Source organism: Pseudarthrobacter sp. SORGH_AS 212, assembly GCF_030818145.1.
Classification (GTDB): Bacteria; Actinomycetota; Actinomycetes; order Actinomycetales; family Micrococcaceae; genus Arthrobacter.
In genome coordinates, this window is sequence record NZ_JAUTAA010000001.1 from 3,093,858 (window position 1) to 3,118,677 (window position 24,820).

General features: G+C 66.1%; 23 protein-coding genes and 1 pseudogene. 14 read left to right on the forward strand and 10 right to left on the reverse strand.

From position 1 onward, the window contains the following. Window positions 1-74: 74 nt before the first annotated feature. From QE394_RS14165 to QE394_RS14200, 8 genes are all read right to left on the reverse strand, one after another. Window positions 75-752, reverse strand: a complete 678-nt coding sequence (locus tag QE394_RS14165; RefSeq protein ID WP_349035412.1) for an amidohydrolase family protein — start codon at window positions 750-752, stop codon at window positions 75-77. Then, on the reverse strand, window positions 752-1,825 hold the full coding sequence (locus tag QE394_RS14170; protein ID WP_349034847.1) for an aminotransferase class I/II-fold pyridoxal phosphate-dependent enzyme: 1,074 nt from the start codon (window positions 1,823-1,825) through the stop codon (window positions 752-754). Before QE394_RS14170 ends, QE394_RS14165 begins: the two co-directional genes overlap by 1 nt. A gap of 3 nt (window positions 1,826-1,828) precedes the next feature. Next, window positions 1,829-3,400: a hypothetical protein gene (locus QE394_RS14175; protein ID WP_349034848.1), complete on the reverse strand. Its 1,572-nt coding sequence runs from the start codon at window positions 3,398-3,400 to the stop codon at window positions 1,829-1,831. Between the two features lie 2 nt (window positions 3,401-3,402). Then, window positions 3,403-4,725, reverse strand: a complete 1,323-nt coding sequence (locus QE394_RS14180; RefSeq protein ID WP_349034849.1) for a hypothetical protein — start codon at window positions 4,723-4,725, stop codon at window positions 3,403-3,405. A 39-nt stretch (window positions 4,726-4,764) separates the two neighbouring features. Next, the gene (locus QE394_RS14185) at window positions 4,765-5,526 is read right to left on the reverse strand and encodes a hypothetical protein (protein ID WP_349034850.1); all 762 of its coding nucleotides are present in this window, start codon (window positions 5,524-5,526) and stop codon (window positions 4,765-4,767) included. Between the two features lie 48 nt (window positions 5,527-5,574). After that, on the reverse strand, window positions 5,575-6,279 hold the full coding sequence (locus QE394_RS14190; RefSeq protein WP_349034851.1) for a hypothetical protein: 705 nt from the start codon (window positions 6,277-6,279) through the stop codon (window positions 5,575-5,577). Between the two features lie 217 nt (window positions 6,280-6,496). Further along, window positions 6,497-7,777 carry a hypothetical protein gene (locus tag QE394_RS14195; RefSeq protein WP_349034852.1) on the reverse strand — a complete coding sequence of 427 codons (1,281 nt, stop codon included), beginning with the start codon at window positions 7,775-7,777 and terminating at the stop codon, window positions 6,497-6,499. Window positions 7,778-7,944: 167 nt separating this feature from the next. Next, complete coding sequence (locus QE394_RS14200) at window positions 7,945-9,156, reverse strand: alcohol dehydrogenase catalytic domain-containing protein (protein WP_349034853.1); 1,212 nt, start codon at window positions 9,154-9,156, stop codon at window positions 7,945-7,947. Between the two features lie 229 nt (window positions 9,157-9,385). On the opposite strand from QE394_RS14200, the pseudogene QE394_RS14205 reads away from it, so the two are divergent. Then, window positions 9,386-9,731 (forward strand): annotated as a pseudogene (locus QE394_RS14205) (transcription initiation protein). A gap of 91 nt (window positions 9,732-9,822) precedes the next feature. Here QE394_RS14205 and QE394_RS14210 read toward each other — a convergent pair. Then, complete coding sequence (locus tag QE394_RS14210) at window positions 9,823-11,646, reverse strand: BCCT family transporter (RefSeq protein ID WP_349034854.1); 1,824 nt, start codon at window positions 11,644-11,646, stop codon at window positions 9,823-9,825. A 621-nt stretch (window positions 11,647-12,267) separates the two neighbouring features. Here QE394_RS14210 and paaA point away from each other — a divergent pair. The 8 genes from paaA to QE394_RS14250 all read left to right on the forward strand — a co-directional run bounded on the left by paaA (window position 12,268) and on the right by QE394_RS14250 (window position 18,798). Then, the gene (gene paaA, locus QE394_RS14215) at window positions 12,268-13,290 is read left to right on the forward strand and encodes a 1,2-phenylacetyl-CoA epoxidase subunit PaaA (protein WP_349034855.1); all 1,023 of its coding nucleotides are present in this window, start codon (window positions 12,268-12,270) and stop codon (window positions 13,288-13,290) included. Next, entirely contained in the window at window positions 13,287-13,682 is a 396-nt protein-coding gene (gene paaB / locus QE394_RS14220; protein WP_349034856.1) for a 1,2-phenylacetyl-CoA epoxidase subunit PaaB, read from the forward strand. Before paaA ends, paaB begins: the two co-directional genes overlap by 4 nt. After that, window positions 13,679-14,593: a 1,2-phenylacetyl-CoA epoxidase subunit PaaC gene (gene paaC, locus QE394_RS14225; protein WP_349034857.1), complete on the forward strand. Its 915-nt coding sequence runs from the start codon at window positions 13,679-13,681 to the stop codon at window positions 14,591-14,593. The genes paaB and paaC overlap by 4 nt, the downstream gene beginning before the upstream one ends. Then, window positions 14,587-15,120 carry a 1,2-phenylacetyl-CoA epoxidase subunit PaaD gene (gene paaD, locus QE394_RS14230; RefSeq protein WP_349035413.1) on the forward strand — a complete coding sequence of 178 codons (534 nt, stop codon included), beginning with the start codon at window positions 14,587-14,589 and terminating at the stop codon, window positions 15,118-15,120. Before paaC ends, paaD begins: the two co-directional genes overlap by 7 nt. A gap of 9 nt (window positions 15,121-15,129) precedes the next feature. Next, window positions 15,130-16,368: a 1,2-phenylacetyl-CoA epoxidase subunit PaaE gene (paaE, locus tag QE394_RS14235; protein ID WP_349034858.1), complete on the forward strand. Its 1,239-nt coding sequence runs from the start codon at window positions 15,130-15,132 to the stop codon at window positions 16,366-16,368. Window positions 16,369-16,397: 29 nt separating this feature from the next. Then, on the forward strand, window positions 16,398-17,180 hold the full coding sequence (locus tag QE394_RS14240; protein ID WP_349034859.1) for an enoyl-CoA hydratase-related protein: 783 nt from the start codon (window positions 16,398-16,400) through the stop codon (window positions 17,178-17,180). A 234-nt stretch (window positions 17,181-17,414) separates the two neighbouring features. Beyond that, window positions 17,415-18,635 carry a glycosyltransferase family 2 protein gene (locus QE394_RS14245; protein ID WP_349034860.1) on the forward strand — a complete coding sequence of 407 codons (1,221 nt, stop codon included), beginning with the start codon at window positions 17,415-17,417 and terminating at the stop codon, window positions 18,633-18,635. A 4-nt stretch (window positions 18,636-18,639) separates the two neighbouring features. Next, window positions 18,640-18,798, forward strand: coding sequence for an LPXTG cell wall anchor domain-containing protein (locus tag QE394_RS14250; protein ID WP_349034861.1), 159 nt, complete (start codon window positions 18,640-18,642; stop codon window positions 18,796-18,798). Between the two features lie 65 nt (window positions 18,799-18,863). On the opposite strand, the gene QE394_RS14255 is transcribed toward QE394_RS14250, so the two are convergent. Beyond that, complete coding sequence (locus QE394_RS14255) at window positions 18,864-20,108, reverse strand: glycosyl hydrolase (RefSeq protein ID WP_349034862.1); 1,245 nt, start codon at window positions 20,106-20,108, stop codon at window positions 18,864-18,866. Between the two features lie 218 nt (window positions 20,109-20,326). On the opposite strand from QE394_RS14255, the gene QE394_RS14260 reads away from it, so the two are divergent. From QE394_RS14260 to QE394_RS14280, 5 genes are all read left to right on the forward strand, one after another. Next, a complete protein-coding gene (locus tag QE394_RS14260) occupies window positions 20,327-20,740 on the forward strand; it encodes an Hpt domain-containing protein (protein ID WP_349034863.1) in 414 nt (137 codons plus the stop codon). Window positions 20,741-21,384: 644 nt separating this feature from the next. Then, the gene (locus QE394_RS14265) at window positions 21,385-21,678 is read left to right on the forward strand and encodes a hypothetical protein (RefSeq protein WP_349034864.1); all 294 of its coding nucleotides are present in this window, start codon (window positions 21,385-21,387) and stop codon (window positions 21,676-21,678) included. Continuing rightward, window positions 21,675-21,959, forward strand: coding sequence for a PqqD family protein (locus tag QE394_RS14270; protein WP_349034865.1), 285 nt, complete (start codon window positions 21,675-21,677; stop codon window positions 21,957-21,959). The genes QE394_RS14265 and QE394_RS14270 overlap by 4 nt, the downstream gene beginning before the upstream one ends. A gap of 23 nt (window positions 21,960-21,982) precedes the next feature. Next, a complete protein-coding gene (locus tag QE394_RS14275; protein ID WP_349034866.1) occupies window positions 21,983-23,179 on the forward strand; it encodes a hypothetical protein in 1,197 nt (398 codons plus the stop codon). Window positions 23,180-23,254: 75 nt separating this feature from the next. Then, window positions 23,255-24,814, forward strand: coding sequence for a polysaccharide biosynthesis tyrosine autokinase (locus QE394_RS14280; RefSeq protein ID WP_349034867.1), 1,560 nt, complete (start codon window positions 23,255-23,257; stop codon window positions 24,812-24,814). The last annotated feature ends 6 nt before the right edge of the window (window positions 24,815-24,820 follow it).

Consider the following 24,820-nt stretch of genomic DNA (forward strand, 5'->3'; position numbering starts at 1 on the left):
AGTTTGGGCGCCTGCCCGATCTGCGCGCCGGCCGGGTCAGCCGCAGGACGTTGCCGCCCAGGATAAGGGCCCGGTCAGCAGGCGGCAGGGTCAGCGCGAAGATCTTGGCCAGCTCCGGGGCCGGGGTGCAGGTAGGGGCCGTCGCTGCCGAAGAGCACCTTCCGCGAGCCCGCCCGGGCAACTGCCTCCTCCACCAGGTCGAAGTACCGCACGCCGGAGGTGTCGGCGAAGATGTTGGGCGCCCGGACCAGCGCGTCGGTGAGCCGGCTCTGGGCGCGCCAGTCATCTGTAAAGGCGGACAGGTGCGGTACGATCCATGCCACGTCGGGGTGGCGCCCGGCGAGGTCCACAACCCGCTGCACGTCCCCTCCGGGGTCGAAGAGCACCGGCATCCGGTGGCGTTGCGCGGCAATGCCCACCTCATCGGTGGCAGGGCCGTCAGACCAGTGCACCTTGATCCCGCAGGCACCGCGCGCGTGAGCTTCCGCCACCACGTCCGCCACCCGTCCCCGCTCCGTTACAGCGTTGACGAACACGTACCAGAGCCACCGGCCCGGAGCTTGCCGCGCCAATGCGGCCACCATCCGGTTGGCAGCCGAATAGTCTCCCACGGGTGCGGCCATCAGCACGGCACGGTGGATTCCGACGCCGGCGGCCCGCTTGCGCCACAGCGCAAAGTTGGCATCGGAGTGGGCCGGACCCAGCGGGACGCCCGCGGTGCCGACGTGGACGTGCGAGTCCACGATGTCCATCACGCCGCCCGCCTGTCCCGTGACACTGCTTCCAGCGCCCGGACCAGCCGGTCCAGATCGACCTGGCTATGGTCGGCCCGCACCACTGCTGAGAGCAGGGCGCCCGGTCGGCAGCGGGGCAGCTGGACCAGCGTCTCGACGCCGCGTGTTGACAGTGCGGACCACCACTGCCGTGCCAGACGCGCCGAGCCCATGTGGGTGCCCACGATGGGGAACGGCAGTCCGACAAGCGGTAGGCCCAAGCCCTGGAACGCCTGCCGGAGCCAGCGGGTCAGCCGCCACAGCCGGGTGCGGAGGCGGGGGACACGGAGGTCGCGGAGGGCGCTCAGCCCGGCGGCCAGGTCCGCCGCGGAGGGCGGGCTGCTGTGCATCCGGTTCTCTCCGTGCCGGGCCAGCCGCGTGATCGTTGGACTGTCGCCGGTGATGACTGCGACAGGTGTTCCGTAGGCCTTGGCCAGTGACCCAAGCCAAACCACGCCGTCGTGCTCCAGTCCCTGCCAGCGCAGCGTCCCGGACCCGTCGCCGAAGCTGCCCGGTTCAGGCCGCCGGCCCAGGACGCCAAAGGCCAGCGAATCGTCCACTATTACTTGCCCGCCGGTGCATGCGGCGAGTTCCTTTAGCCGGGCCAGGGGTGCGGGCTGTCCGCATCCCTGGCACCAGCCGTCGGTAACCAGCCAGGTCCGGGCGGAATGAGCCGCCCTAGAAGGAGGTATGACGGCGGGCGGCTGGAAGTGCGGGTATGTAACCACCCGCACGCCACGGGGAACGGAGGCCCTGCAGGCCCATCGGGTGAGGGGGTAGGCGCCCTCATCCACCAGGAGCAGGTCACCGGGGCGGGGGAGCGACTGCAGGACGTCCATCATTCCGTGCAGGGCTGACCTCGACACTAGGGCGGCACTCGCATCCTGGCTTTTGGCCACCGCGGATGCCAGTTCCGCGGCGGCTGGCAACGCCCGCAACGCCGCCGGGACCCCGGTGGTGAACTCCCGCCAGGGTGCCAGCGAGGCGCTGGGGTGGTGCTGGCCCAGGAACAGTGCGGACGTGAAGTCAGCAGGCCTGTGTGACCCGGCCATCTCCTAGTACCGTACGAGTTTCCGGGCAAGCCGGCGCTGCAGCAAAGTTGACGGCATGGTGGTGTCCACGCGCTCGCTGAGGTCCACCCCGGTGACGGCCCGGTAAGCGTGGATGTAACGCTGGACGGACGGCCTCCAAGTCATGGCCCAGTTCTTCGCATCATCTCCCTCCATGTTGGAGTCATTCCAGCGGCCATGGCGGACGGACAAAAGCAGCTGCTCCCCATGTACGGCGAGATCGTAGAAATGGGTCACGCTGGCCTCCGACCATCCCTGAATGGTCTTCATCGTGTCCACTCGATCCATCCATTTCTCCTCGTAGGGCACCATTGTTGGGCCCCCAAGGAACTGGTGCATCTCGGGCTGGGCCAGCATCCACTGGACATCTAGCGTTTCGATCCTCGCTATGACAGCGATGTCAGCGAACTGATTATTTGCGCCTCTTGCGAGTACTAGATGGAGCTCTTGTAGATGACTCAGTAATGGGAATGCATCAGCGTCAACAGTTTTGTCGTCGAGTTCCCTGTAGTAGCGACGGCATGCGTTCAGTAAACTATGAAACGCTTCCAAAAATTGAGTTCGCCTCTCAACGAGAAGATCCGTTGGAGGAACAGCTCGTCCAATGAGCTGCAAACCATACTGGTACTCGTATTCAACTGCGCGTCGCCGAAGTGACAATCGGTCTTTTTCCGCTTCGGCCAGCCCCCACAGGATTCCACGCAGCGGCATCAAGGGGTTGACGGCTAGCCTCGCAAGAGGATCAGTGCCGCCCGGTGATCGGCGGTTTTGGAAGCGTGCAATAACATGATTAAGTGTTTGAAAAAGCATGGCCTCCTCCATCCAGTAGACGTATATCAGCTCCACGAAAGGCACTTCGCCGAGGGGAAACGTGCCATCTGAAATACTTTTCGGATAGAAGGCTTTGTACGGCGCTTTCCTTTGCCGCCGGACGTACGACAGGGGCAGTGCCTTGGCGGCGTTCTTTCCAGGACCCCACCCTGGAGAACTGCTAGTGGGCTTGCGGTTTTTGAAGCCCAGGGCGCCGCCAGTAACAAACATTTCTGACAGCTCATGCAGCGCGTCATAGCTGGTAGAACCATAAGCTGCTGCGGTCCGGAGCTCAGTAGGATTTTCCTTCGTGAAGCGGGCAAAACCACTGAACCGGAGGTTTCGACTAACATCACGAATAAACTGCCACAGGTCAGCCTGATTGCTGTTAGGCCTTGCTGTCGCCTGAAGCGAAATCTTTACCTCTGGAGCGTCCTCCGGCGGATCGACGGTAATCCTGTCAAGATCAAACCAATTGTTGGTGCCGGCTATAGATGTTTCCACTCGATAGTCGCCTGGCCCAGGAAACCGTGCTGTTGGTTGGAAAACCGTGTTTTTGGTCATTCGGTGAGTGAGTGTACCGCCGGAGCTTCCTGCCCTGTCAGCGAAGCCGACTGCCTTGCCGGCGCTGTCGATGATGCGGAATTCATAGGTCTCGGGTTTATCTTCCCAGCCTTCTAGCTTGAACGTAAATGATACTTCCTGACGAGGAAAGACCGGCGATATTGGCTGTCGAGTGAATTCCATGGCTATCTCCTTGTTGTTAGTGCTGCTGTGGGGTTTTGGGGTGACGTGATGCCGCGCGGAGCAGGGGAGCCCATGACGTCCAGGCTGCTGCGCACGGCCCACGCGGTGAGCAGCGAGGAGAGCTGCCCGCTTTCCTCCTCCGCGGTGATGCGGCCAGCAGCCTTGGCTTGGCCCAGGACGGCGAACACCAGGGCCGGCCGTTGCCGGGCCATGATCCCGAGGTCCCCGTCCCACATTTCGTGGAGGCGGAGCAGCCGGTCGGGCTGCCGGTTGCGGACGGGCCAGATGGTGCCGAGTTTCCGGCCGCCCGCAGGGGAAACAGGGTGGTTTATGAGCACCTCCACCAGATCGCTGATGCGGGCTTCGCGTTTCCTGACCCAGGCGAGGTGGTCGTGGGCCAGCCCGGCGGATGGGTACATGGCCCGCCACACATCCGCCAGTTCGCGCCATTGGGGGTGGGGGTAAAGGGCGTCGCCGATGGCTGCGGAAATCAGCACCCGCAGGTACGGCATGGGATGGGGGTCGGAGCCGCCGGGACGGAAGACGAAATAGCGGGGAAGGCTGACCACCGCCAGCAGGCCCACCGTGGAGGTGATACCCACCGTGGCCACGGACCACATGTCCGCCACGATTTCGCTGATCCAGAGGGACCACACGTCCCAGCCGCCGTCCGGGTCCTGCGCTGCCCGCCGGTCCAGCTCGGCCCGAAGTGAAGTGACAAGGTCCAGCTGGGCGGCCCCCTGATGGCCCACCTCGTGTGCCAGGGAAGAGGCGATTCCGCTGCCCACCATCCGTTCGCGTGGTAGCCGGATGATGCCCACCGGGTTGGGCTTGCCCCCGGGCAGGCGCGTCTTGGCCCGCCGGATCGCAGCACCCGCACCCCGGGCGAGGTAGACCACCAACCGGGCGTCGCCGTCGTCGGACGCTCCAAGGCGCAGCGCGTCCTGGGCGAGAATATCCAGCCCCGAAAGCCACACGCCGGTGGAGTGTTCGCTGCGTTGGGTGACCACCTCGGTGAACATGTCGAACTGGGACAGGACCACGTTGAACTGGAGGCGGATGAGGACGAACCGGTGCTGTTGTTGCGCCGGGGTGGCGGTCTGCCCGTCCGCGTGCAGCCAGTCGATGAATTCGGCGATCTGGACCCGGAGCTCGTGGCGGCCGGTGTGGAGGAAACGTTCGATCAGCAGCTGTGCGTCGCGGGGGAGGGCAGCGGCGAGGACCATGGTTTCGTGCATGACGAATGGCTTGATCTGGTCCAGCCGGGACATCAGCCCGGTCGCCTCGCTCTCGATCAGCGAAGTACTGAAGGTTTTTGTGCCCATCCGTATCGCCTGCCGGTCTGCCATCTGCCGTTCGCGTGCCTAAATGCCGAGCAGAATGACGCGGCCGTCGCGGCGGATCCAGCGGCCCTCGTCAGCGCTGCCGCCGTTGGTACCGCCGCCGTCGCCGTTCTGCTGGCTGTCCCACCCTTCATCCGGAGCACCCCAGACCGCACCCGCGTACTGATTGTTGTAGACGCGCGTGCCGCCGCGGGAGCGGCGGTTGCCCCGCCTTGCGGCCTGGCGGGAGCGGAGCAGGGACGGGGCGTGCCGGCGCGCAGCAGCGGTGGCGGCAGCCCTTGCGGCTGCATCGGGCGGTACTGATACCGGGGTCCGCGCGGCGTTGCGGTAGGCGGCCCGGGCGAACCGGACGTAGCGGCGGGCGGCTTCTTCCTCGGCCTCGGATTCGTCCATGGACTCGGCTTCGTCGGCTTCGAGCAGGCCGCCGGCCATGGAGCCGAGCTTGCTGCCGATGGCTGTCCCGACGCCGGGAGCCACGAAGGAGCCGATGGCGCCTCCAACGATGGGCAGCGCCGTCTTGGCCACCGATTTGAGCGCGCCGCCCAGTGCTTTGCCGATGGGGGACTTGATGAACTTGGAGGCGCCCCGGACCACGCTGCGGGCCAGGCTGCCCAGGAATTGGTCCAGTTCCTCCTCGGAGCTGACGCTGAGGAGTTCCATGGCCAGTTCGGTTTCGAGGTTCCCCTCGTGGTCCGATTCGCCTTCGTAGCCGCTGAAGCCGCCTTCGTCCTCTTCTTCCTGCGCCCAGGGGCTGGCGGACTCGGTCTCGTAGTAGGTGCTCATGGCAATGTCCTTTGGGTTGGGTGGTGCTCGGGGGTGGGTTGTGCCGGGTTAGCGTGCGTTGAGGATGACGATGTTGCGGCCGCGGCGGATCCACCGGCCGCCGGAACGTCCGGACTGGCCGGGCTGGCCGGGGCGTTTGAGGAGGCCCGGGAGGTGTTGCCGGGCCGCGGCGGTGGCTGCCTGCTGCGCTGCCTGGACGGCGGGCACACTCTTGGGCGTGGCGGCGGTCCGCTGCGCGGTGTCGGTGGCGAAGCGGACGAAGGCGCGCGCGGTTTCCAGGTCGCGGTCCTCGGCGGAGAGGCCCTCCAGCTGCAGGCCGGATTCGAACTTGCTGCCCAGCCACTTGCCCACCTGTCGTCCGGCCTGGCCGCCGGCGCCGGGGACGAAGTAGTTGCCCACCGCCTGTCCCAGCTGGGGAAGGGCCTTCCTGGCAGCGGACTTGAGCACGTTGCCCACGGCCTGTCCCGCGGCGCTGCCGGCGAAGTCGCGGGCGGCGGAGAAGGCCTTCTTGGCCAGGTCGCCGAGGAACTGGTCCAGTTCGTCCTCGTCGCTGACTTCGAGCAGTTCCGCGGCGAGGGCGAGCTCGTCGGCTTCGCGGCTGTCCGCCTCTCCCCACAGGCCCCCGGCCTCGCCGGCGTCTTCGCCGTGGAACGGTGACTCGTCCTCGTAGGAGTAGCCGGACTCCTGTTCCATCACCTCGCCCCAGGTGCCTTCGTCCTGGCCCTCGAACAGTGCCCTATCGATGTCGTGCATGAGTATTTCCTTTCCGGAGTCTTGCAGGCGCCGTGGGAGGCACCATCGCGGAACACCGCATACCCTCTTACTGCACAATTCGTGCCACCTTTGGCGGCTGGGCTCCGGCAGGTCTGGGGGCCGGGTTTCCGGGGTGCGGCGCGGGCCGTCCGGGCCGCGGGGCGGCGCAGGCCCGAACGCAGTTTCGCGGCCGCGAAGGGGGATTCGCGGGGCGCGGCTAGACGTCCTGGTTCAGGGAACGCCGGTACTTGTTCACCGTCCGCCGGGCGAGGGCGAAACCGTTGCGGGCCAGCTCTTCACGGAGCTTCTGGTCCGAGGCGGCGCCGCCCGTGAGGGCCTTCTGCAGCACAGCCCGGGCCGCGAGGCCTTTTCCGAAAAGGCATGAAAGGTCGGTGACGGACCCGGTGGGGAGACGGAGCCGCTTGCCGTTGACGGCACGGCTTACGGTGGACGGGTGCAGCCCGATTTCCTGGGCGACGGCGGTGCGGGTCAGGGGGTGGTGGTGGCCGGGGCCATGTTCCAGGAAGGCCTTCTGATGGGCGACTGCGCATTCGGTGATCCGGAGCAGTGCACCGGCGCGGCGGTCAACCTGGTACAGGAGGCGCCGGGCAGCATGTTCGTGGCCGGCCAGCCATTCTTTCGCCCCGGACGCTGCCGGCACCCCCGCGGCGAGATCCGCCACCTGGAGCCCGAACCATGCGCTGGCGGGAACCTCCACCTCCAGTGACCCGTCCGGGCGACGGTACAGGAACACGTCGGCCGTCGGGGCAGGGGCTTCTGCCTCGTTCGCCACGAACGCGGCGAACGGTTTCAGCCGATCCCTGATGATGTCCAGCCCGGCCAGGACCTGGTCCGCGGTCAAGCCCATGGCGCGGACGACGACGCCGGTGCTTCCCGCGGCAAGGTCGCCCAGGTGCTCGCGGACAAGGCGGGGGAGCCACGGCGGGGCCAGGCCGGCGTCGGCCAGCACCCCAGCCTGGGCAGCCAGCAGTTCGGTAACGCTGGTGGCGGCGATGCCGGGTGGCCCGACGGCCCGGATGGCCCGCAGCGCCTCGTGTACCTGCCCGGGGTCCAGGCCTTCGGCGGCGGCAATTTCCCCGGGTCCGCAGTCCAGGAGGCCACGTGCTGTCAGGTGGGCGAGAACCTGTCCAAGGGCGTGCCTGCAGTCGGCCCTGATGTCCAGGCCGGCGTCGGCTTCCAGCGTTGCGAAGGGGTCCACCCCCTGCTCAGGGCCGTCGCGCAGGGCGGACACGCCGGGGTGCCCGCGGCAGCGGGAACACATACCCGAAGTTACGTGCCGCCCGCAGCCCGGGCAGGGGTGCCCGTCGGCCCGCTCCAGGACGGGGTTCTGGGCGAGGGCGCGCTCGGTGGCCTCTGCCACTTCGTCGTGGGTCATGGCCAGCATGCCCATGGCATTCAGCAGTCCGGGCAGCGCGCGGAGTTCGGTGTTGACTCCCACCTGCAGCTGCAGGCCGGGCCCGGTCCGTCCGGTAGCCATGGCGCCCTCCAGCCCCTCCCAACGCCCGTCATGCAAGGGGACCCTGCAGCCGGTTGTCCTTCCGGCCATTCCCCCCGCCCACCGGTTGGCAAGCCGGCGCGCACTGAGCTTACGCCCGTGCAGGTGGCAGGGGTAGGGGACTGCAGGCTCGAGCGGGTATGCCGGGGCTAAGCCGTGGTCAGTACCGTCTTCAGCCAGCCTTCCTCGCGGCGGTCGAAGTTCAGGTAGGCGTCCACCACATCGGTGATCGGCTCATGCTGGGTGATGAACCGGGTGGGGTCGAACACACCGGAGGCCACCAGGTCCACCAGCGGCGGGGTGACGGAGCGGTGATCACAGTTGCCCATCCGGAGGGTCAGGTTCTTGTTCATCGCCTGGCCAATTGGGTAGGAGGTCATGGTGGGCCCGTAAACCCCGATGATGCCAATGCGGCCGTACTTCCGCACCGTTTCCACGCTCCATTGCGAAACCTGCGACGGCGCGTTGCCGGGCACCCAGTTGTCGCCCTGGATGTTGGTGGTGGGCGCCACCGCGTCAACCTCCTGGGCGAACTGTTCGGCCTGCTCCTCGCCCTTCGCGGCCGCCGGTCCGGCCCAGGGCCGCTGCGCATCCACGCCCACGGCATCAATCACCGCGTCCACCCCGATGCCGAGTGTGGCCTCCTTCACGGCCTCCACCGGGTCCTCGCTGTTGAAGTTGATGACGTCCGCGTTCTGGTCAAGGGCCTGGACCAGCCGGGTCTCGATGCCATCGATGGCGAACACCCGGGATGCGCCCTGCCGGAAGGCTGAAGCGATGGCCAGCTGCCCCACGATGCCCGCCCCGTAGACGGCCACGGTGTCACCGCGCCGGACACCCGCCAGCTGCGCACCGAACCATGAGGTGGGAAAAATGTCCGAGAGCAGAATCGCCTGTTCGTCACTGACGTTCTCCGGGATGGCCGTGAGTGTGTTCGATGCCCAGGGGATGCGGGCATACTCAGCCTGCAGGCCGTTGACGGGACCGGTGGTCTCCGGACCGCCGAAGAAACAGGTGCCGGCCTGGGGCCCGTTCGGGTTGGCGGTATCGCACTGGGCCGTGTGCCCTGCACGGCAGTGCCAGCACACCCCGCAGGACATGGTCGAGGACACGATCACCCGGTCGCCCGGCGCGAACCGGCGCACGGCCTTGCCCACGGCCGTCACCTCGCCCACCGCTTCGTGGCCGAGGATGGTCCCTTCCTTCATGCCGGCCATGGTGCCGCGGATGAAGTGCAGGTCCGTGCCGCAGATCGCGCTGCGGGTGATCCGGACGATCGCATCGTTCGGGTCGAGGATGGTGGGATCGTCCACGGTGTCCAGCCGGATATCGCCTTCGCCGTGCCATACAAGAGCTTTCATGATGTGACTCCTTACGCGGCTCCGCATTACCGCAAAGCCGTCTGGTGGGTTCCGGTCATCAGGCGCTTCATCAACCGCTGGAGGGAGCGCCCAGCTGCAAGATAGTAAGCCTACTGCCTATTTTGCCGTCGAACCAGAGGGCCGTCAGCGGGGCAGCAGTGTCTGAAGAACCGCTGTTGCCAAGGCCAGGCCACTCCCGCGGCGCGCTGCCGGAGTGGCATCATCAAGGATGACCAAGTACCTGATTTCCTTCCCGGGCAAGGGCCAAGCCATGAAGCTCACCGAGGAGGAGTTTCCCGCCGTCGTGGCCGAATCCCACGGCGTCATTGAAGAGGCCAAGGCCGCCGGCGTCTACGTCTTCGGCGGCGGCATCGCCGAGGATGTGGCACCGGTGCTGGTGCAGGCCGACGGCTCGGTGGGCAGGGACATCTATGCGGGCTCGGACATCACCGGCGGGTTCACCGTGCTTGGAGCTGCCCACCCGCGAGGATGCTGAGGAATGGGCGCGGAAGATCGCCGTGGCGTGCCGTTGCGCGCAGGAGCTGCGCGAGTTCATGTACGACCCCGCCAGCTGAGGGCATCCGCCGGCTGAAGAAGTCCGCCGGACGAAGAAAGCACAAAGCGCCCGGCTCCACCAAGGGAACCGGGCGCTCTGAGCGTGCGGTGTTACTTTTCCCGCTGGGCGGGGGCGGCGGCGGGGGAGGTGGCAGCGTCGTCAGCGTCCGTGAACCGTTCGCTGAGCTGGGCTTCCACGGCCTCGTTGACCTGGTCCGCCAGGTGTTCCTGGTAGTGCTCCTGGACGGAACCGGCCATGGTGTCCTGGACGTGCTCGGCCACGTGTTCGGTCACGTGGGCTGCCATCTGGTCCCGGGCCAGCTTGCGCTGCGCACGCATCAGGGCACGGTGTTCCAGATGGAAGGCCTTGGCCGTGGCAACGCACATGAGGATGATGACCACACTGAACGGCACCGCCGTGAGGATCGCGGCGGTCTGGATGGCTTCAAGTCCGTTGGCCAGGAGCAGGGCGATGGCTACGGCCGCAGCAGCCAGGGCCCAGAAAATGCGCAGCCAGTTCCGCGGTTCCACGTCCCCGCCGGTAGCGATCATGCCCATCACCAGCGCGCCGGAATCTGCGGAGGTGATGAAGAAGATGGCAATCAGGAGGAGCGCACCGATGGTGAGCACTACGCCTCCGGGGAGGTTGCCGAGGAGGTCGAACAGGGCGCCCTCGGTGTCCACGCTGCCATCCTCGGCCACCAGGCCGCCGGAGCCGAAGAGCTGCCGGTGGATGGCTGCGCCGCCCAGCACGGAGAACCAGAGGAATCCCATGGCGGTGGGCACCAGGAGGACGCCCGCCACGAATTGCCGGACCGTGCGTCCCTTGGAGATGCGGGCAATGAAGATGCCGACGAACGGCGCCCAGGAAATCCACCAGCCCCAGTAGAACGTGGTCCAGGCGGCCTGCCAGGCTTCGCCTTCGGCGCCGGAGAACGCCAGGGTGTTGAAGGTCAGCCCAATGACGTTCTGGAGGTAGTTGCCAATCGACTGCACGAACTCGCGGAGCAGGAACAGGGTGGGGCCGGTGAACAGGACCACCAGCATCAGCAGCCCGGCCAGGACCAGGTTGGTGTTGGAGAGCCATTTCATGCCCTTCCCTACACCGGAGACCACCGAAACGATCGTCAGCGTAATGATGCAGAGGATCAGGCCGATCTGCGTCATGGTGGTGGCCTGGGCAATGTTGGCGTGCTCCAGTCCGGCGGAGATCTGCAGGACGCCAAGCCCCAGGGATGTGGCCACGCCGAAGAGCGTGCCCACCAGGGCCACAACGTCGATCAGGTTGCCCCAGCCGCCGGCCACGCGCTTGCGTCCCAGCAGCGGCTCAAGGGTCCACCGGATGGAAATGGGGCGGTTTTTGCGGTGCACGGCGTAGGCGATGGAAACGCCCACCACCACATAAATGGCCCAGGCGTGCAGGCCCCAGTGCAGGTAGGTCTGTGTCAGGGCCTGCTGGGCCAGGACGGTGGGCGTTCCCTCGACGCCGGGCCGCGGCGAAGAGAAGTGGCTGAGCGGTTCGGCCACTCCAAAGAAGACCAGCCCGATTCCCATGCCGGCTGCGAAGAGCAGGGCAAACCAGGACATCATGCTGAATTCCGGTTCGTCCTCATCCTTGCCGAGCTTGATGTCGCCGTAGCGGCTGATGCCGATCCACAGGGCAAACACGACGAAGAGGGCGACGGCGGCCACGTAGTACCAGCCGAACCACTTAATGACGTTCGTTTGGACGGAGCCGAACAGGTCCGTTGCAGCGCCCGGGAAAATGGTTGCGAAGAGGACAAAGACGAAGATGATTGCGGCGGCGGGCCAGAATACCCAAGGTGCCACCTTGTGGACGTCGGCGGCGGCCTGGTCTTTGCTCCGGCCTGCGCTGCCGGGCGGTGCCTCCCCGTGCGGCGGGTCGGTCTTCTTTGTGCCGGATGTGGCGGACATGCGTGATACCCCTTATGCGCCTGTGGCGCTCAGACTGCTTTGGTTCGTTATGTACGTTTACGGTCGTCTGGTGCTGGATTGTCGAGTGCAACCAGCAGTCTACGGAGGGCAGCGGCTCGGCCGGATATCAGAATCCCTGAGGTGCTGCATCGATACGGGATCGAAACGTGGCAAGCCGCCATTGTGAGCTGGGTCGCCGAAAGTCCCAGGTTCATGGCAGGGTCAGCGCCTTGCGGGCTCCGAAGCGCGCACGACGCCGGGACAGGCCCGCCGCTGCCAGCTTGCGTTCCAGCGTTCCCGGTTCCATCAGCTCCGCCCCGTCGCAGCGCATCACCGTCAGCGCAGTTGCGCGGATCCGGTTCTCGCGGTGCTTTTCCGCCGCGACGGCCTGCGATGGGTCCGCCCGTTGAGGTGTTCAGGCTTGAGGTCATTGTCCTCGCCAGCGAATTCACCCGCAACCATTGAACCTAATAACGCGTACGACGCCGGCGCCTCGCCGCGAGTGAGCGCGCGTCGAAAAGGGGCGGCACGCTTGACGCCCCAAACGCTTCCGCATATCCTGAACGAACGGTCGGTAAATAAATCCGCGCCGTCCCGGAAGGTCATTGCATAGGAGCAACCATGGCAGCGCAGAACCTGCAGTCAGTGCCCGCTGAGCCCACAGCCGATCAGACCCAGGCCCAGGCGGCCCAGCAAGAAGCGGACACAGCCGGCCAGGCCCACTTCGACCGCGTCATCGCCGAAGATTCACGCATTGAGCCCAAGGACTGGATGCCGGCCGCCTACCGCAAGACGCTGCTGCGCCAGGTGTCCCAGCACGCCCACTCCGAGATCATCGGCATGCAGCCGGAAGCCAACTGGATCTCACGGGCCCCCAGCCTGAAGCGCAAGTCCATCCTGATGGCCAAGGTCCAGGACGAGGCCGGACACGGGCTCTACCTCTACAGCGCCGCCGAAACCCTGGGCCAGAGCCGGGACAAGATGATGGACGACCTCATCGCCGGCAAGGCCCGCTACTCCAGCATCTTTAACTACCCCGCACTCACCTGGGCGGACATGGGCGCCATCGGTTGGCTGGTGGACGGCGCAGCCATCTGCAACCAGGTCCCGCTCTGCCGCGCCTCCTACGGCCCCTACGGCCGCGCCATGGTCCGCATCTGCAAGGAAGAGTCCTTCCATCAGCGCCAGGGCTTCGAGATCCTCCTGGAGCTCTCCAACGGAACGGCAGCGCAGAAGCAGATGGCGCAGGACGCCGTGAACCGCTGGTACGCCCCGGCGCTGATGATGTTCGGCCCGCCGGATGACGATTCGCCCAACTCCAAGCAGTCCATGGCCTGGAACATCAAGCGGTTCAGCAATGACGAGCTCCGCAGCCGCTTCGTGGGCATGATGGTGGAGCAGGTCCGGGTCCTGGGCCTCACCCTCCCGGATGACCAGGTCCGCTACAACGAGGACACCAGGAAGTGGGAGCACGGCCCGCTGGACTGGCACGAGTTCCAGGAAGTGCTCGCCGGCCGCGGTCCCTGCAACGCCCAGCGGTTGGAACGCAGGCGGGAAGCGCACGACGACGGCGCCTGGGTCCGCGAGGCAGCGGCGGCGTATGCGGCCAAACAGGTTAACAAGCAGAAGGAATACGCAGCATGAGCCCCCACGGCAACCCGGAAGCCCCCGCAAGCGGCGCCGCAGAAATCAACCGCGAAGCCCCCAAGGTCAGCCCGGCACCCGAGCAGTCGGCACCGGCCGAGCACCACGACCGGAGCGCCTGGGGCCTCTGGGAGGTCTTCGTCCGGTCCAGCCGCGGCCTGAGCCACGTGCACGCCGGCTCGCTGCACGCCCCGGACGCCGCCATGGCCCTCCGCAACGCCCGCGATCTCTACACCCGCCGCAACGAGGGCGTCTCCATCTGGGTTGTCCCGGCGGACGCCATCGCCGCCAGCGATCCCGATTCCAAGGGCTCCTTCTTCGAGTCCCCGCAGGGCAAGGACTACCGGCACGCCACGTACTACACCAAGAGCGAAGGGGTAAAGCACCTGTGAGCACCCCCGACACCACCACAGGCCACGGCGACATCTCCACCGGTGTGGCCGGCGGCGACTCCAACGCCTCCGCCACCAGGATCACCCCCGGCAACGCCCTCCGTCCGGAGGACATCGCCCTCGAGATCAAAACAGGCCTGGCCAAGCCCACCGAAGACGTGGCGGAATACGCCCTGCGGATCGGTGACGACGCCCTGATCCTCGCCCAGCGCCTGGGCCACTGGATCTCCCGTGCCCCGGAGCTGGAAGAGGACATCGCCCTGGGCAACATCGCCCTGGACCAGCTGGGCCACGCCCGCAGCTTCCTCACCTACGCCGGCGGCGCCATGCTGAACGAGGACGGCACGGCCAAGTCCGAGGATGACCTGGCCTACTTCCGCCGCGAGCACGAGTTCCGCTCCGTGCAGCTTTTCGAGCAGCCCAACGGGGACTTCGCGGCCACCATCGCCCGGCAGTTCGTGGTGAGCTACTACCAGTTTGAGCTGTACCGCCGCCTCACCGAATCCACGGACGCCACCCTGGCAGCCATCGCCGCCAAGGCCGTGAAGGAAGTGGATTACCACCGGGACCACAGCGCCCAGTGGGTCCTGCGCCTGGCCGGAGGCACGGACGAATCCCGCAAGAGGATGATCCACGGCCTGCGCACCATGTGGCCGTACGTTGCCGAACTGTTCCGCGACGACGAACTGACCGAAAGGCTCGCCCAGGCGGGTGCCGCCGTCGCGCCTTCCTCGCTCAGGGCAGACTTTGATCACCTCACCGGCGAAGTCCTCAATGAGGCCGAACTGGAGGTGCCGGACGTTCCGGCGGCCCCCGGCGGCGGCCGCGAGGGCAGGCACTCGGAGCACCTCGGCTACCTCCTGGCGGAGATGCAGGTGCTTGCCCGCGAACATCCCGGGGCGAGCTGGTGACCGTGTACATTTCGGACTTCGAAACCCGGACCCGCACCCCGCGGCAGAACGCGTGGGACATCGCAGCCACGGTGTGCGATCCGGAGATCCCCGTGCTGACCATCGAGGACCTGGGCATCCTGCGGGACGTACAGGTGGCTGAGGGGGACCGGATCACCGTAACCATCACGCCCACGTACTCGGGCTGCCCGGCCATGGACGCCATCCGTGACGACGTGAAAACCGCGTTCGCCAAAGAGGGCTACGCGGACGTCACGGTGGACCTGGTGCTCGCGCCGGCCTGGACCACTGACTGGATGACCGAGGCCGGCAAGGCCAAGCTGCGGGAGTACGGCATCGCCCCGCCCACCGGCAAGAGCGACGCCGCCCGGCACGCAGGGCCCATCAGGCTGCAGATGGCCGTGAAGTGCCCGCAGTGCTCCAGCCTGCACACCAAGGAACTCACCCGCTTCGGTTCCACGTCCTGCAAGGCGCTGTATGTGTGCCAGGACTGCAAGGAACCGTTCGACTACTTCAAAGTCCTCTAAGGAACCGCCATGACTGTTGTCCGCCAGACCGCCGCCGAGGAGGCGCAGGCCACCGGCCGCCGTCGTCCGTCCTTCCACACCCTTGCGGTGAAGGAGGTGCGCCGGCTCACCGAGGACGCCATCGAGGTTTCCTTCCACGTGCCCGCGGAGCTCGCCGGCAAGTTCGACTACCTGCCCGGCCAGTACGTGGCACTGCGCACCACGCTGCCGGACGCCGACGGCGAGCCGCACGAGGTGCGCCGCAGCTACTCCATCTGCGCCGAGCCGCGCAGCTTCGAGGACGGCAGCAGCGAGATCCGCGTGGCCGTGAAGAAGGACCTGGGCGGGCTGTTCTCCACGTGGGCCAACGCCGAGCTGAAGGCGGGGGACACCCTGGACGTGATGAGCCCCATGGGCGCATTCGTGTCCAAGCACGGCCGCGACGGTGTGGCCGTGGAACAGAACGTTATGAACTCCATGAACCGTCCCCAGGACATGGCAACCGAGCTGGCGGGGGAGGCCGGCAGCTTCGTGGCCATCGCCGCGGGCTCCGGCATCACCCCGGTGATCGCGATCGCCCGGACGCTGCTGGCCGCCAACCCGGAGACCCGGTTCGACCTGATCTACGCCAACAAGGCCGCCATGGACGTGATGTTCCTCGAGGAGCTGGCAGACCTGAAGGACAAGTACCCGCAGCGGCTGGCCATCCACCACGTGCTGAGCCGCGAGCAGCGGATCGCGCCGCTGCTCTCGGGCAGGATCGACGCCGACAAGCTCCAGCAGCTCCTGGGCACCGCCATCCACGCGGACGATGTGGACGAGTGGTTCCTGTGCGGGCCGTTCGAGCTGGTGCAGCTGTGCCGGGACACCCTGGCCGAGCGCGGCGTGAAGCCGGAGAACGTCCGGTTCGAGCTGTTCACCTCCGGCAAGCCGGACCGCCCGGAGGGGAACGCCGGCCGTCCCGTGGTGGTGGACGAGTCCAAGGAGACGTACAAGATCACGTTCAAGCTGGACGGCCTGCAGGGCGAGGTGGCCAGCCCCACGCATGCGCGCGAGTCCATCCTGAACGCGGCGCTGCGGGTGCGGCCGGACGTGCCGTTCGCGTGCGCCGGGGGAGTGTGCGGCACGTGCCGGGCCAAGGTGGTCACCGGCACCGTGACCATGGACGAGAACTACGCGCTGGAGCAGGATGAGCTGGACAAGGGCTACGTGCTGACCTGCCAGAGCCACCCCACCAGCAAGGAAGTCACCGTCGACTTCGACGTGTAGGTAATTTGCAGCTTCAACGGAGGAGTTCCATGATTTCCCTTTCCATCAGCAACGGCATCGCCGAGGTTGTCCTCAACGCTCCGCACAAGCTGAATTCGCTGGACGAGCAGGCGCTGCGCGATTTAACCCAGGCGTACGACGACGCTGCTGCCGCCGCCTCCCGCGGTGAGGTGCGGGCGCTGCTGCTGCGGGGAGAGGGCCGGGCCTTCTGCGCGGGCCGCGACATTGCCGGGGTCACGCCGGAGAGCGACGACGCCGCCGCATATCTGGGCGGGCTGGTGGAGCCGCTGCTGAAGAAGATGGCCGCGTTCCCGGCGCCGACGTTTGCCGCCGCCCAGGGTGCCTGCCTCGGCGTGGGCTTGGGTCTGTTGCTGGCCACGGACGTGGTGTACGTGGCGGAGAACGCGAAGTTCGGCTCGCCGTTTGCCAAGCTGGGCGCCACGCTGGATTCGGGCGGGCACTGGTACTTCACGGAGCGGCTGGGCATGCACCGGACGCTGGACCTGATCTACACGGCGGACCTGATCTCCGGCGCTGAGGCGGTGGCGCAGGGGATGTTCAGCCGCGCCATGCCGGCCGACTCGCTGCTGGAGTCCACGCGGGTAATTGTGGAGCGGGTGGCCACCGGTGCCACCGGAGCGTTTGTGGCGTCCAAGGAGCTGGTGGCGCACATCCGCGACCAGCGGCTGGGGCTGTGGGCGTCCATGCAGGAGGAGAACGGGGAGCAGGCGCGCCTCTGCAAGACCGACGACTACGCGGAGGGCTTCCTTGCGTTCCAGGAGAAGCGGGAGCCGACGTTCACCGGACGGTGAGTGAGCAGCAACTGCTGAAGAACGGCCTCGCGGGTAGCTCCCGCGGGGCCATTTTCATGCCCGACTGGATGGCGGGCGGAAGAGTGATTTAGGCAACAGAATTGGGCTTCGGGAATGTTTCCGCAGGTCAGAGGCTGGTTGAAAGCTCAAGAAACAGAGGAGAACTTGGCGCAACCTTGACTGTACGGCGGGGCAAAAGCTGAGAAGCGGTTTGAAGAATGAAGGTGCGGCCCAATGGGGGGCCTCACAACATTCGAGGAGACCTCCATGCAGTCAGCCCTGCTCCGAACCCCAACAGACACCTCCGGTGTCTCCGGCAACGGGGCCAGCCGGGAAACCACCCCGGCTCTAGGCGAGGCCCGCCATACTCCCACGCACCAGGGGATCCTGCGGGTAGTGGTCCTGGTTCCGGCGTACAACGAGGCCGCTTCCATCGGGGCCACCCTGGACGGCCTGATGCTTCAGTCCCGCCTCGCGGACCTGGTGGTGGTGGTGCCCAACGGGTGCACCGATGGCACCGCGGAGGAGGCCCGGAAGTATCCGGTCACGGTGATGGAGCTGCCCCGGCTGGAGCACCGCAAGTCCGAGGCCCTGAACCGGGCGTGGGCGCAGTACGCGTACGACGCCGATGTGCTGGTCTGCCTGGACGCTGACACGGTGCTGCCGCCCAACGCCCTCGAGGCGTGGGAGCGGGAATTCGCGGGGCGGCGGTCCGCGCGGCTGGGCGGGTCGTCGTCGAAATTCACCATGCAGGACCCCGGCTTCCTGAGCCGGCTGCAGAAGGCCGAGTTCGCCACCTGGACGGACACCGCGCTCCGGCGCCGGGAAACGAGCGTCCTCGCAGGAACAGGCTGCGCCATCAACAATGCGGTCCTGCGGGAGATCGCGGCCCGGGATGACCGCGAGGGCCCCTGGGTTTACACCTCGCAGGTGGAGGACTTCGAGCTGACCTACCGTATCCGGGAACTGGGCTACATCTGCCAGGTCTCCCCGGACGTCCGCGCCTACACGGACTCGATGAAGACCATCAAGGCGCTGTGGGGCCAGCGGATGAAGTGGCAGGTGGGCACCGTGGAGGACCTCCTGGACCTCGGCGTCAACAGGCTGACTCTGCGCGACTGGGGGCAGCAGGCCATGGGGCTGCTGGGCGTGTTCCTGAAGGCCCTGTGGATCGCCGTCATGGTCCTGTCGCTCGCGCTGGGCGTCTTCAAGTTCATCCTGTTCTGGTGGCTGGTGCCCGTGCTTTTCGTGGCGCTGGACATCAAGCGCGCCATGCGGATCCCGCACCGGGACTGGAAGGACATTGTGCTGGCCGCAGCCTTCTTCCCCCAGGAACTGTTCATGTGGTTGCGCTCGGGCTGGTTCCTGGCCTCCTGGTGCGCAGTCCTGAAAACCAAGATCACCCGGCAGCGAATCGACCGCTGGGAAGCCCAATACACAGCAGAGGATATCTAGAAACATGTACGGAATGAATGCCGCCCTTCCCGCCTCCGGAGCAGCAGCCTTGGCCTACACAGGCCTTAACGTTGGCTCGTCGTTGCTGACGGCCCTGGGCGTCTTGCTCATCGGGGTGGCCATGCTCTCGCTGCTGCGCAAGAACAGCAAAGCCAGGCCCTGATGCACAGGCTGCCGGCCCGGCCGGAATCTTCGGCCGGGCCGGCGGCCTGCTCAGCAGGCAATCCGTCACGAGGTGCGGCGTGCCTGCAGTGCGTTCTTGAAGGCAGTGGCCGAGGCTGCGCTGCTGTTAATCCTCCAGTCAGCTTCTTTCTGAATGTGGAACCACACGAACCCCACGACGTCCGGCTGCGCGGCGAGGTAGGAGATCAGCTGCGTGTTCCAGGCGGCCTTGTCGCCGCCGGCTTCGCTGGACGCGGTTTCGGCGATCAGGACAGGGAGGCCCGGAGCCAGGGCCCGGAGCTCGGCGATGCCGGGTGCGAACAGGTCCTGCGGGGAGATCCATCCGCTCCAGGACGCGGATGTGCCCCAGTTGTAGCCATCCAGGGCCACGATGTCCACGTAGCCGGCGCCCGGGTAGAGTCCGGCGAGGCTGGTGGATCCCCAGTAGGGGACGTTGGGGCTCCACACCCAGGACACGTTGGTGGCTCCCTGGGCCCCGACGACGTCGTGGACGTGCCGCCATGCCTGGGCGTAGTCGCCGGGCTGGTTGCCGTTGACGCTTTCCGCCCACGGGTACCAGTCGCCGTTCATTTCGTGGGCAAATCGCAGCTGGACCGGGTAGCCCCACGCGGCAAGCGCCTGCCCCCATTGGGCGATGTGGGAGTCGAAGTCGCCGGCGGCGATCCTGTCCAAGCTGTAGGCGGGCTGGCTGACGCCACCGCCCCAGGCCCACGGCTCCCAGGTCACCAGCGGCACGGCGCCGCGCGCACGGACGGCGTTCATTTCGGTGATGGGGGCGGGCTGGAGGAAGTCCTTGTAGAACAGCACGCTGGACGGTGCTTCGCCGGCCAGGGAAGCCACCTCGTCGAGTTCAGCGGTGGCCAGGGGCCCGCCATCGGTCGCAGTTCCGAAGCGGAGTTTTGCGGTGCTGACCGCCGGTACTGCCGGCGGCGTGGGTGGTGCGGGCACCGTCACGGTGAACGCGGCGGAGCCCTGCACGGAGGATGTCTTGGCTGTCACCGTGACTTTGCCCGTGGCGGTTGCCGGGATGGTGGCGGCTGCACTGAACGCGCCGGCCGCCGTGGTTTTCAGGGGAAACGTGGTGGATCCGATAATCACGGTTCCGGTGGCGGAGCCTTTGAAGCCGCTCCCGGTCACCGTGATGGCGGAGCCGGCAGGACCGGTGGCAGGGCTCAGGGAAATCTGGCCCGCCGCGGCCTGCGCTGCGGCGGGCTGCACCACGGTGAGTGCAAGGGCCAGGCCAAGGGCGGCGGCCACTGCCGCAAGGGGCTTCTTGAAGGTATTGAACACGGCGATCGATCCCCAGAATCGTTATGGCAGCAACGCTTGCTGACGGTCCATATGTGCCGGATAGCACACGCTGATCGTAAAGGCGGTGCGCTCATATTGATCGGATCTTGCGCTAATCCTGCCCAAAAACTTAGCAAGGACCCGAAGATGCAGCATCCAGCGGCGAGACAATGTCCTGCTGCGACATTCACCAACACCAACACAGGAAGGAGCGGTCCATGAGCGGGGACTGCGTCAACGGGTCTGCTGGCCCGGGCACCTGCATCCTGGACCCGGCCGTTCTGAAACAGTTGCGCAGCGAGCTCGACGACGACGAGGGCTTGCGTTTGTTCCTCAGCAACTTCCTGGCCCACTTGCCCCGCAGGATTGAGAAGCTGCGGGGCGGGCTGGCACATGCCGACTACGAGGTTTCCATGGACGCCGTCCTCAGCCTCAAAATCTCCTGCCAGATGGTGGGCGCCGAACGGCTCGCTGGCCTTGCCCTTCAGTTGCAAGGGCGGCTGGGCGTATTGGCCGGCCCGGAACAGGTTGCGCCTGAATGGCTGCAGCTGATTGAGATGTTCGAGGACATAGCTGCGTTGGCCGGGCACACCGGCCGGGTTCTCCGGGAGAGTGCCGCGCAGGGCCTTTAGAAGCCGCGGCTCGGCCTCCGGGCGGCGAGGCCAAAGCGGCCAGGGCACGTTTTGCAGGACCGATGGCGCCGTCAGACCGTTCTGAATCCCGCGTCGACGCGGTACCTAAAGGCCTGCTATGGCATCTGGCCTGGGATGCAAAGATGCAGACGCAGACGCATCGCCGCAGGTCAAGTGCCTTTTGCTCAAGAATCAAGAGAGTCTTGAGTGAAACTTGTGTCTCGTTTGCAGAAATCTTTGAGTGTGTTCGCAACAGTAGAAGCAACCGGTAATCACCGGTGAAGCTCACTGGCGACCTTTGACTGGTCGGCCATGGCTGAAAACTACTGTGGGGGCACAATTGTCTGAGATTTTGAACGAAGAGCTCGAGTCGAAAGAAAGCGGTTTTCAGCCGCCGGCGCGTGGTCAAGGGCGTTGTCTGGACCGTGCCGGTTCTTGTGACCGCCGTTGGCGCTCCGCCGGCATCGGCGTCGCCTGGCCCCGTTGTGACACCGCCGCCTACACCCGCCACCGGATCCATCAGCACCGGAACGCAGAACGTCACATCGACCGTGAGCAGCGCACACAACCGTACGGGTGTGACTGTCCCCGCGGCTTTGAGTCTGAAGAACCTCAGCAACGTCACGGGGGAAGTCAGGGTAGTAATGACCATTTCGGCCCCGTCACCTGCGCCGATCATCTCCTTCTCGACCGTCAAGGTCGGGACAGCGACGCCTTCCATCACCCGGCCAACGGCTACTCAGGCCGAATTCGCTGTTGCTTTGCCTGCAGGAGCCACAACTCTTGATTTTGCCTTCAGCGAGTACAGCTACACAGGTAAGAAGCAGGATGCCGCTACCTACACGGTCACCACTGCGATCACGTATATCCAGGGCGGCACGTCGATCCAGATGAGCGCCCCTCCGTCCTCGTCGATTTCCCTGCCCAAGGCTGGGTGACCGTAGGCGTGGTGTGGAAGCGTGGCGGTCTCGTGGCGGAGGCGCGTACAGGGCGGCAGCGGGTCGCCCTGCTCCATCTCGATGAAGCGCAGCCAGTCGTGTTGGAAGGCCCGGCCGCCGTCATCTGGGAGTTAATTGACGGCCACCGTTCCGAGCGCGAGATCTTCAGCGAACTTGAGGAGACCTTCGAAGACGAGCTGGGGCAGATGCAAGCGCAAGCAGAACTCTTCCTGGCCAGCTTGGAAGCCCGCCGCCTCATCGAACCGGCTAACGCCGCGTAGCGGCACCGAGATCTAGGGGAATCATGGGGGATGTTCTCGTGTCGGTGCAGCAACAGGAGGAACCGGCGCTGGTAACCAGCTCTGATTTGCTGCATTTGCAGATCCTGGGCGTCGAGTTCGTCGTTCGGTGGGGCAGCGGTGTCTCCAGGGAGCAACAACTAAACATGCGGGCGGCCTGGGCCCGTTGTGCAAGCGAGCAGGTACCGGGGGCTGCAGTCCCATCGCCGCCCGCTGCGTCCGAGGCGTTCGCAGTTTCCGTGGCCTACCAGTCAAGGCAGCAAGAGACAGACGAGTTTGAGCTCGGGGCGTCGTCGTTCGAAGAGCTGGCCGAGAACTTGACGTCCCGCCTCACAGTGACTGCCATACTCGCCAACGCCGGCCAGCTGACAATGCTCCACGCCTGTGGGATCGCGGATCCGGAAACGGGAGCGACGGTGGCGCTAGTGGCCAAGTCCGGAACGGGCAAGACCACCGCGGCATCCGTGCTGGCCAAGACATACGGTTATGTCACCGACGAGACGGTCGCCATCCGGCACGACAGAACGGTAATGCCCTATCCCAAGCCGCTGTCAGTGAAGCTAAGGCACGGCCGTCCCAAGAAACAGGTGGGACCGGATGCGCTTGGGCTGCGGTTAGCACCTCCTAACCCGTTTCTTCAGTCCATCGTGCTCCTGAACCGCGTATCGGGTGAGGGCAGAACCCCTCCAGCGCTGGAGAGAGTTCCCCTCCCGGAAGCGCTTCTGGCTCTCATCCCGGACTCGTCGTCCCAGGGAGAGCTCCAGCAGCCGCTGCAGTCGCTCTGCCGGCTTATCGACAGCGTCGGGGGAGTGTGGGAAGTAACGTACTCCGAGGCCACTGACTTGCCGGCAGTTTTGGCCCCGCTGTTCCAAGAGCAGCCGCGGCTGGAACCCCGCTGGGAACCACGCGACAGTGGGAGTGCGGAACCGGGGGAGGTCCGGGAGGGCTACATCCAGCGGACACCGGCTAAGGATGCCATCGCGATCGGTAGCGAGCTGCTCGTCATGGTGGATGCCGGCATCGTGGACCTTGCCGGCATTGGGCCAGCCATCTGGGAAGCCGCAGCCGAGCCTCTCACGCCCGGTCAGCTGGCCGAGAAAGTCGCAAAGGTGCATGGCACGCCGGAAGGCTACCGCGCCGCCGTCGAACAGGCCGTGGAACTACTTGCCGCCGAAGGCGTTCTTGAGCAGGGCCGCTGCTAACACCGGGAGGCCCGTGCAGCATCACGTCCCCAAGCGGGGGCGGCAACCAAACATCTTGAGTGGGAAGGAACCACTATGAGCACCACGGCAGCTCCCGCGGAAGCGCCCGCTGGCCTGGACCTGAGGGATTACCTCAAGGTCATTCGGACGTACTGGAAGGGGATCGTCAGCTTCACGCTGCTGGCCACCCTTGCGGCCATGGGCTGGACTGTGCTCCAGCCGAAGGTCTACTCGTCCGATTCCAGCGGAATCGTGGTGACTCCGGGCTCGGACAATGTCAGCCTGTCCCTCGCCGGCGACAGCCTGGCCAAGGCCAAAGTCAAGAATTACGAGTCCGTGGCCAAGTCCCGTCTTGTCGCGGACCGGGTCATCGCCGCCCTGGACCTGAAGACGACGGCGGACGCCCTCCTTGGCAGCATCAGCGTCAAGGTCCCGCTCGATACCGCAGAGATCCGTGTCACAGCCGCATCGACTGACCCGGCCACGGCACAGCGCCTGGCGGATGCGTGGGTGAATGGGCTGGCGGCACAGGTGGAGGCCATCGAGACCGCGCCGGTAGGGGGCAGCGAGGCCACGTCCGACACCGGGTCCCCGGCAGGTGCCACGGCTACAGCAGTCCGCGTTCTTCCGTTGGGCAAGGCAGTCCTCCCCACTGGTCCCACCTCGCCGAACACGAAGTTGAACCTCGCACTCGGGGCGATGGTGGGATTGGCTCTTGGCGTGGCGTATGCGGTGATCCGCAGGCACCTCGACCGGCGAATCCGTACCGCGGCCGAGATTGAGCAGGTCTTCGGTATCCCTGCCATCGGCACCCTTCCCCTGGACCATCGCCTGGAGGGAAAAAGCACAGTTTTGGATGCCGGCATGTCGGCGCAGGTCCACGACGCCGGGGGAGCGATGGCCGAAGCTCTCCGGGAACTCCGGACCAACATCAGCTTCCTGGACGTCGACCAGCCGCCGCGGATTATCGTGGTCACCAGCTCGGTTCAGTCCGAAGGAAAATCCACCGTCACCGCCAACCTGGCCGTCACCATGGCCGCTGCGGGGGAGAACGTGGTAGTGGTCGACGGCGATCTCCGCCGTCCGACGCTGGTGGATGTGTTCAACCTGGTTCCTGGAGCGGGAGTCACCGATGTCCTCGCCGGGACCGCCGAACTGGAAGATGTCCTTCAGCCCTGGAGTGCTTTGCCAAACCTTAAAGTTCTGGGGTCGGGACGCATCCCGCCCAACCCGAGCGAGCTGCTGGGCTCCAATGCCATGAAGAGCATGCTCAAAACCTTGGCAGAGAATGCCACCGTGCTGATCGACGCTCCGCCCCTTCTTCCAGTGACGGATGCCGCCGTCCTAAGCCGTGTCGCGGACGGCGCCATAGTGGTGATCCGGACAGGAAGGACCACACAAGACCAACTGGCGCAGTCCATGGGGAACCTGGACAAGGTGAAGGGCAGGGTTCTCGGAGCGGTCCTAAACTATGTACCCACCCGCGGTACGGACTCGTACTCCTACTACGGGACGTACACGGCGGCGCCGGAAGAACAGGGCAGCACCCCTGAGCTGCCGAGTGCTTCTCTGCAGGACGACGCGGGCGAGGGTTCGCTTGAGGCGGCGCTTAGTGGGCGCCGGGCGAGAGTCTGAGTGGCG

Bases quoted from the DNA above. Each gene is read 5' to 3' on its own strand.
- QE394_RS14265 (WP_349034864.1), top strand. From the start codon at position 21,385: ATGACCATTTCGGCCCCGTCACCTGCGCCGATCATCTCCTTCTCGACC.
- QE394_RS14190 (WP_349034851.1), bottom strand. From the start codon at position 6,279: ATGCACGACATCGATAGGGCACTGTTCGAGGGCCAGGACGAAGGCACC.
- QE394_RS14210 (WP_349034854.1), bottom strand. From the start codon at position 11,646: ATGTCCGCCACATCCGGCACAAAGAAGACCGACCCGCCGCACGGGGAG.
- QE394_RS14175 (WP_349034848.1), bottom strand. From the start codon at position 3,400: ATGGAATTCACTCGACAGCCAATATCGCCGGTCTTTCCTCGTCAGGAA.
- QE394_RS14245 (WP_349034860.1), top strand. From the start codon at position 17,415: ATGGGGGGCCTCACAACATTCGAGGAGACCTCCATGCAGTCAGCCCTG.
- QE394_RS14275 (WP_349034866.1), top strand. From the start codon at position 21,983: ATGGGGGATGTTCTCGTGTCGGTGCAGCAACAGGAGGAACCGGCGCTG.
- QE394_RS14170 (WP_349034847.1), bottom strand. From the start codon at position 1,825: ATGGCCGGGTCACACAGGCCTGCTGACTTCACGTCCGCACTGTTCCTG.
- paaA (WP_349034855.1), top strand. From the start codon at position 12,268: ATGGCAGCGCAGAACCTGCAGTCAGTGCCCGCTGAGCCCACAGCCGAT.
- QE394_RS14200 (WP_349034853.1), bottom strand. From the start codon at position 9,156: ATGAAAGCTCTTGTATGGCACGGCGAAGGCGATATCCGGCTGGACACC.
- QE394_RS14240 (WP_349034859.1), top strand. From the start codon at position 16,398: ATGATTTCCCTTTCCATCAGCAACGGCATCGCCGAGGTTGTCCTCAAC.
- QE394_RS14180 (WP_349034849.1), bottom strand. From the start codon at position 4,725: ATGGGCACAAAAACCTTCAGTACTTCGCTGATCGAGAGCGAGGCGACC.
- QE394_RS14185 (WP_349034850.1), bottom strand. From the start codon at position 5,526: ATGAGCACCTACTACGAGACCGAGTCCGCCAGCCCCTGGGCGCAGGAA.
- QE394_RS14260 (WP_349034863.1), top strand. From the start codon at position 20,327: ATGAGCGGGGACTGCGTCAACGGGTCTGCTGGCCCGGGCACCTGCATC.
- QE394_RS14165 (WP_349035412.1), bottom strand. From the start codon at position 752: ATGGACATCGTGGACTCGCACGTCCACGTCGGCACCGCGGGCGTCCCG.
- QE394_RS14250 (WP_349034861.1), top strand. From the start codon at position 18,640: ATGTACGGAATGAATGCCGCCCTTCCCGCCTCCGGAGCAGCAGCCTTG.
- paaE (WP_349034858.1), top strand. From the start codon at position 15,130: ATGACTGTTGTCCGCCAGACCGCCGCCGAGGAGGCGCAGGCCACCGGC.
- paaB (WP_349034856.1), top strand. From the start codon at position 13,287: ATGAGCCCCCACGGCAACCCGGAAGCCCCCGCAAGCGGCGCCGCAGAA.
- QE394_RS14280 (WP_349034867.1), top strand. From the start codon at position 23,255: ATGAGCACCACGGCAGCTCCCGCGGAAGCGCCCGCTGGCCTGGACCTG.
- QE394_RS14195 (WP_349034852.1), bottom strand. From the start codon at position 7,777: ATGGCTACCGGACGGACCGGGCCCGGCCTGCAGCTGCAGGTGGGAGTC.